Here is a 7,815-nt window from a genome sequence, read left to right as displayed (position 1 = left end):
TGATGATCGTCGTGGTTCGTTCGGTCGTGGCCGCGATGAGCGTGGTTCGTTCCGGGACCGTGATGACCGTCGTGGCGCCCCGCACCGCGGCCGTGACGAACGACGCTCCGCCCCCGAGCATGGACGGGCCGACCGGCCGGCGCGTGCCGCCCGCTCCGCCGAGCGGGACCTCTCCGCCGCGGCCCGGGCACGGCTGCGCATCCTGCGTGAGGAGTTCGACCCCCAGGACGAGGACCGTCCCGACGAGGCCCGCGACACCTACGCCGACGTTCCCGGTGGCATCCGGCTGCAAAAGGCGCTCGCCCAGGCCGGCGTCGCCAGCCGGCGCGCCTGTGAGGAGCTGATCGCGGACGGCCGTGTGTCGGTCGACGGTCAGGTCGTGCGCCGCTTCGGCGCCCGCGTGGACCCGGAGAAGTCCGAGATCCGCGTTGACGGGATGCGGGTGGCCACCGCCCCCGACCTGCTCTACTACGCGCTGAACAAGCCTCGTGGCGTCGTCAGCACCATGTCGGACCCCGAGGGGCGGCCCACCCTCGCCGACTACGCCGGCCAGACCGAGGAGCGGCTCTTCCACGTCGGTCGGCTCGACACCGAGACCGAGGGGCTGATCCTGCTCACCAACGACGGTGAACTCGCCAACCGGCTCACCCACCCGCGCTACAAGGTCATCAAGACCTACATCGCGAAGGTTCCCGGCCCGGTGCCCAGGGAGGTCATCCGGCAGGTGCGGGCCGGGGTCGAGCTGGAGGACGGTTTCGTCGAGGTGGACTCCTTCCGCGTCGTCGACGACGCCGAGCCCAAGGCGCTGGTCGAGATCAGGCTGCACGAGGGGCGCAAGCACATCGTGCGGCGCCTGCTCGACGCGGTGGGACACCCGGTTTCCGACCTCGCCCGTACCCAGGTCGGGCCGGTGGGACTCAACACCCTGAAGCCGGGGACAATGAGGGCGCTGACCCCCAAGGAGATCAGCGAGCTCTACACTGCCGCAGGGATGTAAGGGCCGGTCAACCGGCGGAAGCGGAGGACGACAGTGGCGGTAAGAGCGATTCGGGGAGCGGTCCAGGTGGAGTCCGACGAGCGCGAGCTCGTCTTGGAGGCCACCGCGGAACTGGTCACGGAGGTCATGCAACGGAACGGGCTGACCACCGATGACGTGATCAGCGTGCTGTTCACCGCGACTCCGGACCTGACCTCGGAGTTCCCCGCGCTGGCCGCGCGCAAGCTCGGCTTCTCCGACGTTCCCTTGATGTGCGCCTCGGAGATCGCGGTGCCCGGCGCCCTGCCGCGCGTCGTGCGCCTGATGGCCCACGTCGAGACCGAGCGGCCGCGCGCCGAGCTCCAGCACGTCTACCTGCGGGGTGCCCAGGTCCTGCGCTTGGACATCGCCCAGTAGCCGGCGGCGTGGAGGGGCGCGGTGGTGACACCGCGCCCCTCCTTCGTGTTTTCCGAAGTTCCCGGGATCCACCTCTTTTCCCCTGCTCTACGCTGGGAGAACTCCACATCGGCCGGAATACGAACGGGGGACGGGCGACGATGATCGAGCGTGCGGTGGTGGTGGGTGCCGGATTGATCGGCACGTCCATCGCGCTGGCGCTGCGCGAGCGCGGGGTCGAGGTGGCCCTGGCCGACCGTGATCCCGCGACGGTGCGGTTGGCCTGCGAGCTCGGCGCGGGGGTCCCCCTCGAAGAGGGGAAGGACGAACGGCCCGCCGACATCGCCGTCGTCGCCGCGCCGCCGGCGGTGATCCCGGCGCTGCTGCGCGACGTCCAAAGCCGCGGCCTCGCCCGCTTCTACACCGACGTGGCCAGCGTCAAGCAGGCCGTCGTGACCGAGGCCGTCCGGCTCGGCTGCGATCTCACCACCTTCGTCCCCTCACACCCCATGGGGGGAAGCGAGCGGAACGGGCCCAGCGCGGCCCGGGCCGACCTCTTCCTCGGCCGCTCCTGGGCGCTGTGCCCGACCGGCAAGGCCACCCCCGAGGCGGTGGCGGCCGTGGCCGAGCTGGCCCGATCCTGCGGGGCCGATCCGCTGGAGATCGACGCGCAGGAGCACGACCGCGCCGTGGCCCTGGTCTCCCACGCCCCCCACGTCGCCTCCTCGGCGGTCGCCGCGCGACTCGTCGAGGGGGGTGGGGCCGCCCTCGCGTTGGCCGGGCAGGGCGTCCGTGACGTGACCCGGGTCGCCGGCGGCGACCCGGGGTTGTGGCTGGAGATCCTCAGCCACAACCCGGGACCGGTCGCCGAGGTGCTCGCCGGGATCGCCGCCGACCTCGACGCGGTGGCCCGGGCGCTGCGCTCGGGGAGGACGGCCGAGGCGACAGTGCTCGACCTGCTCGAACGCGGACGGGACGGACACGCGCGCATCCCGGGCAAGCACGGTGCCGGACGCACGCCCGGCTACGCGGTGCTGCCCGTGGTCATCCCCGACGAACCCGGCGCGCTGGGCCGGCTGTTCGCCGCCGCGGGCACGGCCGGTGTCAACATCGAGGACATCCGCATCGACCACTCGCCGGGTCTCCCGGTGGGCGTGGCGCAGCTGTCGGTACTGCCGGAGCGCGTCGCCACCCTGGCGCGGGCGCTGGCCGACCAGGGGTGGTCGGTCCACCCCGACCGGCTGGACCGGCCTTCGCGTGAGGAGAGCGCGCTCCTCTCCGGTCCCGACCACACCGCGCCACCGGCTAACCTGGGTCGTTGAGATGAGATGGAACTCCACCCGGGGAGAGAGCTGACGTGAGCGCGCAGGGTCACGACGAGGGCATCGTCATCGCCATCGACGGTCCCTCGGGGTCGGGCAAGTCCAGCACGGCCAAGGGCGTGGCTCGAGCGCGCGATCTGCGGTATCTCGACACCGGGGCGATGTACCGGGCCATGACCTGGTGGATGTTGGAACACCAGGTCGATGTCGACGACGCGGCAGCCGTCGCGGAGGCGTCATCGCGTCCGGTCATCACCATGGGCACCGATCCGTCGGCCCCCACCGTCCACGTGGACGGCCACGACGTGGCCCAGGCGATTCGGACCCACGAGGTCACCGGCAACGTCAGCGCCGTCAGCGCCGTACCCGCGGTGCGTGAGCGGCTCGTCGCCCAGCAACGCGAGATCATCGCCGAGGCGCGCCGCGAGGCCGCCGGCATCGTCGTCGAGGGACGCGACATCACCACCGTCGTCGCCCCCGACGCCCCAGTGAAGATCTTCCTGACCGCCAGCGCCGACGCGCGGGCGCACCGGCGCAGCAGGGAGGTCAGGTCGAGCGACGTCGCGGCGACCCGGGAGGCCCTGGCCCGCCGCGACCGGCTCGACTCCAACCGCGCGGTCTCGCCCCTGACGCGGACCGCCGACGCGATGGAGCTCGACTCCACGGGACTGTCCCTGGACGAGGTCGTCGCGCTCGTCGTCAAACTCGCCGACGAGGCGGGCGCCGCCGTCTGAGACGGTCCTTCGCCGAACACACGTGCCCGAGGGCATGCGACAACATTCCCCACGGCACGCATCCTGGGCGCGTGGGGACCCTGCGACCGGGAGTCATACCTGATGAGTGAGAACACCGACCTCTCCACCGCCTCCGGGCCCCACGAGGGCGAGGGCGGCGAGGAAGTCGCGACCAAGCCCGTGGTGGCCGTCGTCGGCCGTCCCAACGTGGGCAAGTCCTCCCTGGTGAACAGGATCATCGGCCGCCGCGAGGCGGTCGTCGAGGACGTCCCCGGTGTCACCCGCGACCGGGTCGCCTACGACGCCAGCTGGCAGGGCCGCGAGTTCACCCTCGTGGACACCGGCGGGTGGGAGACCAGTGTCAGCGGTCTCGCCGCGATGGTCGCCCGACAGGCCGAGTACGCGGCGCAGGCCGCCGACGTCATCCTGTTCGTCGTCGACGCCACCGTCGGTGTCACCGACACCGACGAGGCGGTCATCCGCGTGCTGCGCTCGACGAAGAGACCCGTCGTGCTGGCCGCGAACAAGGTCGACGGCCCCCTCCAGGACGCCGACGCGCTCGAACTGTGGAACCTCGGCGTCGGTGAGCCCCACCCTGTCAGCGCCCTGCACGGGCGCGGTTCCGGCGACCTGCTCGACGCGGTCCTCGCGGCGCTGCCCGAAGAGGCTCCGCGCGAAGAGGAGGAGACCGACGAGGGCGGGCCGCGCCGCGTGGCCCTCATCGGGCGGCCCAACGTCGGCAAGTCCAGCCTCCTCAACCGCCTGGCGGGCGAGGACCGCGTGGTGGTCGACTCGGTCGCCGGCACCACCCGCGACGCGGTGGACGAGCTCATCGAGCTCGGCGGCCAGACCTGGAAGTTCATCGACACCGCGGGGATCCGCCGTCGTTTCCGCGCGCTCCAGGGCGCCGACTACTACGCGACGATGCGCACCGGCACCGCCCTGGAACGGGCCGAGGTCGCCGTCGTGCTGCTCGACGTGAGCGAGTCGCTGGCCGACCAGGACATCCGCGTCATCGAGCAGGTCGTGGAGTCGGGCCGGGCCCTGGTCCTCGCCTTCAACAAGTGGGACCTGCTCGACGAGGAGCGCCGCTACTACCTGGAGAAGGAGATCGACCGCCAGCTCGGTCGGGTCTCCTGGGCGCCGAGGGTCAACATCTCCGCGCGCACCGGACGCCACGTCGAAAAGCTCGTTCCGGCTCTGGAGACCAGCCTCGGCAGCTGGGACACGCGCATCTCCACCGGGCGGCTCAACAGCTGGCTCAAGGAGCTCGTCGCGGCCACGCCCCCGCCGGTGCGCGGCGGCCGTCAGCCCAAGATCCTGTTCGCGACCCAGGCCGACGTGCGACCGCCGCACTTCATCCTGTTCACGACCGGGTTCCTGGAGGAGAACTACCGCCGCTTCATCGAGCGCCGGCTCCGTGAGGACTTCGGTTTCGAGGGAAGCCCCATCAAGCTGAGCATGCGGATCCGGGAGAAGAAGGGGAGCCTCAAGGCCTCCAAGGGCAGCGTCCGTTCCGACTGGAAGCGCTGACCCGCTCCGTCGCGCGCACGTGGCCCGCACCGGTGACCCGGGGCGGGCCACGGCTGTTCTCGCCCACGAACCCCGGTTGGAGGGTGTCATGGAGAAGATCCTGGTGAGCGCCTGCCTCATGGGCCAGGCGGTGCGCTACGACGGCAGGGCCAAGACGGCCGAGCACGAGATCTTCGCGCGTTGGCGCGCGGAGGGACGCCTCGTCTCCTACTGTCCGGAGGTCGCCGGCGGCCTGCCGGTGCCGCGCCCACCCGCCGAGATCGAACCGGGGGCCGACGCCGCGACGGTCCTTCGGGGAGGTGCCCGTATCCTCACCTCGGACGGCGCCGATGTCTCACGGCCCTTCCTGAACGGGGCCGCGGGGGCCTTGGCGGCGGCGCGCAGGCACGGGGTCCGCATGGCGGTGCTCAAGGAGGGCAGTCCCTCCTGCGGTTCGGGGCGCGTCTACGACGGCACCTTCACCGGTGCCACGCTGCCGGGACGCGGCGTCACCACCGAGGTGCTGCGCGACCACGGCATCGCCGTGTTCAGCGAGGAGGATCTTCCCGCGGCCGACGCCCACCTGCGCGCCCTGGAGGCGGGGGAGGGCTGACGCCGCCCGTCCGGGGGGCGGCCCCGGACCGCGCCAGACCGATCCGCGTCGACGCCGTTCCCGCCTCGGCCGAACGGCGTGCAGGCGATCTGGAATTCCCGGCTTGCCGGGAGCCGCCCATGACGATGGCCGCCCGCCGGCCGGTACGGCCCGACCTCTCGCCGAAGGCCAGGGGCGCCGGATCGTGGCCGTCGACCGTCTCGTGGGCGGGGCAACGGCGCCGGGACCCGGGGCGTCTCGGTCAGGCGACAGCGGGCGCCGGCTCCCCGCGTGCCCGGCGGCCGTGGCGTCGGGGCCGGTGCGATCGATGGGGCCGTGAAGACCGGGCGGCCTGGGCGCGCGTCGGCCCGGGCCGCACCCTGGTCCGCGGCGTCCCGCCTGTCGTGCGACGGCTCCCTTCCCTACGGGACCGCGTCCCGCTTCCCGGGATCACCGGGCGGGGCGGGGCCGTCTCGACCCTCGGCTCCCCCGGTCCGTTTCGCCTCGTTTCCTGGGTCCCACGGTCCGGGGTGGATGTCCGGGGACGGTCTTCGGCCGGCGCGCGGGGGAGGGGAGCGGGACCGGGCCGGGGAGCGGTCAGCCTGGCGGCCGACGTCCCCGCCGGAGACGGCGGGAATCCTGCTGGCCGGCCCTTCCGCTCTGATTCGGGATAGGGCGCCACCTCGGTTTAGCGGATATAACGCCCAGGTTGGAAGAGAAGGGTTCGAAAGTGGACGTAGTTTCGGCATGGGGACGGACAAACACGAAGTTCGCTCATATGTGTAGTGGCGCGCATCGTGGAGAAAACAGGCCCTTGACAGTCGCTCCATGCCGTTACTAGCATCTCAATGTCTTATTGTGTTTATTCGTACAATACATAATAAAGCATGGCAAGCGTGATTCGGCGATAAAGCGAAAAGGCGAGAATGGAAAACCGGCCGAGATTCGCGTATTTCATTTGGCTTACGGTCGGATATTCGGCCTCGTCGTTCGGCACCTACCTCAACATGGTGGCGCTCGGGCTGTACGTTTTCCATCTCACCGGGCGGGCGCTGGACACCGGGCTGTTCATGGCGCTCCGCCTGATCGTCAGCGTCGTCGCGGGTCCGGCCGTCGGCGGACTCGCCAACCGGGTGAACCGGCGCGCCGCCATGGTGGGGGCCGACCTGGCCCAGGCGGCGGCCCTGGTCGCCCTCTTCCTGGCGCCGACCGCCGCGCGGGAGACGCTGGTCTACGTCCTGGCGGTCGTCCTCGGACTCGGCGGGACGGTCTCCAACGTGCTGCTGCGCAGCAGCATCCCCGCCATGGTCGGGGAGGAACAGCGCGTCCGCGCCAACGGCTACCTCGTCACCGGCCGCTCGACCGCGATGACCCTGGGGTTCGCCTCGGCCGGTGTCGTCGTGGCGTTCATCGGTTATGACGCCGCCTTCCTCATCACCGCGTCGACCTTCGCGGTCTCGGCCCTGGTGCTGCTCACCGTCCCCCTGCGGTTCCGCGCTCCCGGGGGCGGGGGAGACGGCGCGCCGGCGCGGTCGTCGCGCTCCGGTTTCTGGACCGATCAACGGCTGGCCCTGGCCGCGGTGTCGGCCTTTCCCGCACTGCTGTTCATGCTCGCGGTCCGTGGCCTGGATGCCTTCGGATCCGCGTCGCACAACATCGGCATCCCGATCTTCGCCTCGCTGGAGTATCCCGAGAACCCGGCCTGGTTCGTCAGCGGATTCTGGACGGCGTGGGCGGTCGGCAGTCTGAGTTCCTACCGCCTGTTCGGAAAGAGGATCGACTCGTCGGGGGCATCCGGTGGGGAAAAGGGATTCGTCGTCGGCACCTGCCTGATGTCGTTGTTCTTCATCCTCTCCTTCACCGGGGTTCCCCTCTACCTGCTCGTCCTGATCGCGGCCTGCGCCGGACTCGCCGACGGTTACACGGAGATCGCCTATAACACACGCCTGCAGGCGGTGGCCGAGGAGCAGCGGGGAGCGGTGTTCGGTTTCTCCTCCCTCCTCGAAATGGGCGGGCTGGGCGTCGGGATGATCATCAGTTCCCTCCTTCTGGAAATCTGGGCGCCGCCCCTCGTGGTCGGTTCCCTGCATGGTCTCGCGATCGCCGCCGCGCTCGCGTTCATCGGTTTCTCCCTGTTCGCGGCCAGGGGGAGAAGGCAGACGAAGACGGCTGAGAAAAGAGCCGGGATCGAGTCGGGTCCCCAGGAGTAAGAGGTGGTACCCCCATGGTCGTCATCAGACCTGAGCTTACGGAAAAGATCCTGTCATCCGATGTAGTGGCCGA

General features: G+C 70.9%; 7 protein-coding genes. All 7 read left to right on the top strand.

The window, feature by feature from the left end:
• Positions 1-997, top strand: a 997-nt coding sequence (locus B5D66_RS02270; protein WP_144290682.1) for a pseudouridine synthase, incomplete at its 5' end; no start/stop codon positions are given.
• A gap of 33 nt (positions 998-1,030) precedes the next feature.
• Positions 1,031-1,393, top strand: a complete 363-nt coding sequence (gene aroH / locus B5D66_RS02265; RefSeq protein ID WP_078759860.1) for a chorismate mutase — start codon at positions 1,031-1,033, stop codon at positions 1,391-1,393.
• Positions 1,394-1,533: 140 nt separating this feature from the next.
• Positions 1,534-2,694: a prephenate dehydrogenase gene (locus B5D66_RS02260; protein WP_078759859.1), complete on the top strand. Its 1,161-nt coding sequence runs from the start codon at positions 1,534-1,536 to the stop codon at positions 2,692-2,694.
• 35 nt (positions 2,695-2,729) lie between these two features.
• Positions 2,730-3,428, top strand: coding sequence for a (d)CMP kinase (gene cmk, locus B5D66_RS02255; protein ID WP_078759858.1), 699 nt, complete (start codon positions 2,730-2,732; stop codon positions 3,426-3,428).
• A 102-nt stretch (positions 3,429-3,530) separates the two neighbouring features.
• Positions 3,531-4,961 carry a ribosome biogenesis GTPase Der gene (gene der, locus B5D66_RS02250; RefSeq protein WP_078759857.1) on the top strand — a complete coding sequence of 477 codons (1,431 nt, stop codon included), beginning with the start codon at positions 3,531-3,533 and terminating at the stop codon, positions 4,959-4,961.
• Positions 4,962-5,049: 88 nt separating this feature from the next.
• Positions 5,050-5,553 carry a 2-thiouracil desulfurase family protein gene (locus B5D66_RS02245; RefSeq protein ID WP_078759856.1) on the top strand — a complete coding sequence of 168 codons (504 nt, stop codon included), beginning with the start codon at positions 5,050-5,052 and terminating at the stop codon, positions 5,551-5,553.
• A 905-nt stretch (positions 5,554-6,458) separates the two neighbouring features.
• Complete coding sequence (locus B5D66_RS02240; RefSeq protein ID WP_078759855.1) at positions 6,459-7,742, top strand: MFS transporter; 1,284 nt, start codon at positions 6,459-6,461, stop codon at positions 7,740-7,742.
• Positions 7,743-7,815: the final 73 nt, after the last annotated feature.

The organism is Marinactinospora thermotolerans DSM 45154 (genome assembly GCF_900167435.1).
In the GTDB taxonomy this organism is placed as follows: Bacteria; Actinomycetota; Actinomycetes; order Streptosporangiales; family Streptosporangiaceae; genus Marinactinospora; species Marinactinospora thermotolerans.
This window is presented reverse-complemented; position numbering and strand designations above follow the sequence as displayed.